3 protein-coding genes are annotated in these 2864 nt (G+C 68.5%); 2 read left to right on the top strand and 1 reads right to left on the bottom strand.

What is annotated here, in order from left to right; all coding sequences use genetic code 11:
• Positions 1–60: 60 nt before the first annotated feature.
• The gene (locus tag AX685_RS11855; protein ID WP_066488925.1) at positions 61–2325 is read right to left on the bottom strand and encodes a TonB-dependent siderophore receptor; all 2265 of its coding nucleotides are present in this window, start codon (positions 2323–2325) and stop codon (positions 61–63) included.
• Positions 2326–2405: 80 nt separating this feature from the next.
• Between AX685_RS11855 and AX685_RS11850 the strand changes: the two genes are divergently transcribed.
• Positions 2406–2738 carry a hypothetical protein gene (locus AX685_RS11850; protein WP_066488923.1) on the top strand — a complete coding sequence of 111 codons (333 nt, stop codon included), beginning with the start codon at positions 2406–2408 and terminating at the stop codon, positions 2736–2738.
• A 20-nt stretch (positions 2739–2758) separates the two neighbouring features.
• Positions 2759–2864: PepSY domain-containing protein (locus AX685_RS21040; RefSeq protein ID WP_197418588.1), on the top strand; the 106-nt coding region annotated here is incomplete at its 3' end.

Below are 2864 nucleotides of genomic sequence, written 5' to 3'. Positions count from 1 at the left end.
CAACAGGGGGAGCGCACTCATCGCTCCCCCGTGGCAGAACATGCCCGCCTTATCCAGCCGTCACCAATTGTAGCGCAGCGTCCCCACGACGGTGCGCGACGCGCCGAAATAGCAGCTGTTGTTGAAGAAGCAGCTGGCGATATGCCGCTTGTCGAACAGGTTCTGCGCATTGACGCTAAGGCTCAGCCCCGCCAGCGATGGGTCGAGCACGCCGATGTCGTAGCCGATCAGCGCATCGGCCAGCACGAAACCGGGCGAGGCGAAGCGCGTCGTGACCAGCTGCCGGTTGCGCGTGATCTGCGCCGTCCCGTCCGATTCGCCGACGTAGCGGACGCCCGCGCCCAGGTTCAGCCCGCCCAGCGCGCCCGCCGCGGCATGTTTCAGGTCCCATGCGACGAAGCTCGACGCGCTCCACTTGGGGATGCCCAGCGGGCGCGTGCCGGTCACCCCGGCCAGCTGGTCGCCGGTGCCGGTCGGCGGATTGCCGCGCACCGTCAGCGCATCGGTATAGCTGCCCGCGACCGTCACCGACAGACCGGGGGCGATATCGCCGCGCCCGTCCAGCTCGATGCCGCGCACCTTCACCTCGCCCGCCTGGATCGAAAAGCCGATGTTGACCGGGTCGGGCACGGTCGCGTTCTGGCGGCGCAGGTCGTAGGCCGACAGCGTGAACAGCGCGCTGGTGCCGCGCGGCTGGTATTTCAGCCCCGCCTCGTACTGCCGCCCGGTGACGGGGACGAACGGCGTCCCGTCGAACGTCGTCCCGGTCTGCGGCTCGAAGCTTTCGGAATAGCTGACGAACGGCGACAGCCCCAGCTTGGTCTCGTACAGCGCGCCGACCCGCCCGGTGAAGGCGGTTTGCGACAGCCGGGTGACGGCCCCGCTGATGCGATTTCGGGTCAGCGTCGAATACCAGTCGTACCGCCCGCTCGCGATCACGTTCAACCCGCCGATCGCGATCTGGTCCTGCGCATAGACGCCGACTTGGTCGATCTTGCGGAAATTGCGCGTCACGCCGGGGAACAGCAGCAGGTTGCTCGACGGCAGGTTGCGGCCATAGACAGGGGCGTAAAGATCCAGGTTGGGCATGCTGATCGCCGGGTTGGCGCTGGTGCCGATCGCGAACGCCTGGTCGTTGCTGCCACGGTTGTTCTGCCAGTCCAGCCCCGCCAGCAGCGTGTGGCGCACCGGCCCGGTCGCAAGGTCCGCCGCCAGCCGGTTGTCGAGCGTGATCGTGCGGAACGCCTCGTCCGCGCCGCCGCCGCCGCGCGTGATCCGCGACAGATCGGTGTTGCCGCTGGCGTCCAGGTTGGTGTTGGCGTTGAACGACAGATAGATCTGCCGATAGTGCAGGTCGATATCCAGGTAGCGTGCATTGGTGGTCCAGGTCAGCGTGTCGTTCAGCTGATGGCGCAGCAGCACGGTGGCCGATTTCTGCGTCCGGTCGAACGCCTCATAGGCCGGTTCGGAGACGTTGAGGTTCACCGGCAGCGCCCCCAGCGGGCTGGGCAGCGCCGAGCCGTACACCGGCACGCCGCTGTACGACGCCGCTTCGGGATCGCGCTGGTAGTTGAGGATCAGCGTGACGCTGGTCGCGTCGTCGGGCGCGAAGGTCAGCATCGGGCGCGCATAATAGCGCCGGTTCCGGGTCAGCGCGATGAAGCCGTCGGACCGCTCCGCCCCCGCGATCACGCGGAACAGCAGCTTGCCATCGCGGTCGAGCGGCTGGTTCACGTCGATCGACGAGCGCAGCAGGTCGAAATTGCCCGCCGCCAGCTCGATCCGCCCGCCCGCCTCGCGGTACGGCACCTTGCTGGTCAGGTTGACCAGCCCGCCGGGGGTGGAATTGCCATACAGGACCGATGCCGGCCCCTTGATGATGTCGACGCGGTCGACCAGGTGGAAATCGATCTGCGGGCTGGCATAGATACCGCCCAGCAGCCGCATCCCGTCCATGTAGATGCCGGGCGTGAACCCGCGGATGTACAGCTGGTCGTAGCGCGTGGCGACATTGCCGCGCTGGTTGGGCGCGACCCCCGCGACATAGCCGAGCGCCTGGTTGATCGACTGCACGTTGCGGCGCAGCAGCTCGGTCTCGTCGATCACCGCCACCGCCTGCGGCAGCGCGATCAGCGGGGTCGGCGTCTTGGCGCCCGCATCGCCGGTCGCCCGCTCGCGCACGCCGTTGACGATCACGTCGTCATTGTCGCGCACCTGCGGGTCGGCGGCGACGGCATCCTCCGTCGCACCCGGCATCGCCCATCCCGTCGCCGGCGCACCGCCCAGCAGCAGCGCCGCGATCGCCCAGCCCCTTCGTCCCCGCATGATTGTTCTTTCCGCTATTGATAGTGACTCGCAGACGCTGCTAAGGGGGTTGCGATCAATGGGCAAGGGGGTTGTCGGGAATGTTGATGCGACGCGCCGGATCGGGGGCCGTGCCGCCAGCGCAGCCACGCTGGCGCATCCGCCCCGCCGCCTGGGCGATGACCGCGCGCTGCATCACCGCGTTCCTGGGCAATTACGCCTTCGCCGCCACCGCCGCGTCGCTGACCGCCCGGCTGCTGCCGATCGCGCGGGTGGAGGCGACCGTCTGGGCCATGATCCTGTCGTTCCTCCTCTATGCGATCGTCGGCCTGTGGTGTTTCGCCGAAGCCTCGCTGGCGCGCGTCGCGGCCATCGTGTGGGGCGGCGCGCTGCTGATGGGCGCGGCGGTGTGGCTGATCGGGGTGCGCCCGTGATCCGCGCGCTGCGTCAGTCGATGGCGTGGATCCACGGCTGGCTGGGGCTGGTCGCCGGCTGGCTGCTGTTCGCGATGTTCGCCACCGGCACCGCCAGCTATTTCCGCCCGGAGATCACGCGCTGGA

The organism is Sphingomonas sp. CCH9-F2, from assembly GCF_001556735.1.
Classification (GTDB): Bacteria; Pseudomonadota; Alphaproteobacteria; order Sphingomonadales; family Sphingomonadaceae; genus Sphingomonas; species Sphingomonas ginsenosidimutans.
Note: the sequence above shows the minus strand (reverse complement) of the source record. Positions and strands in the feature narration are given on the sequence as shown.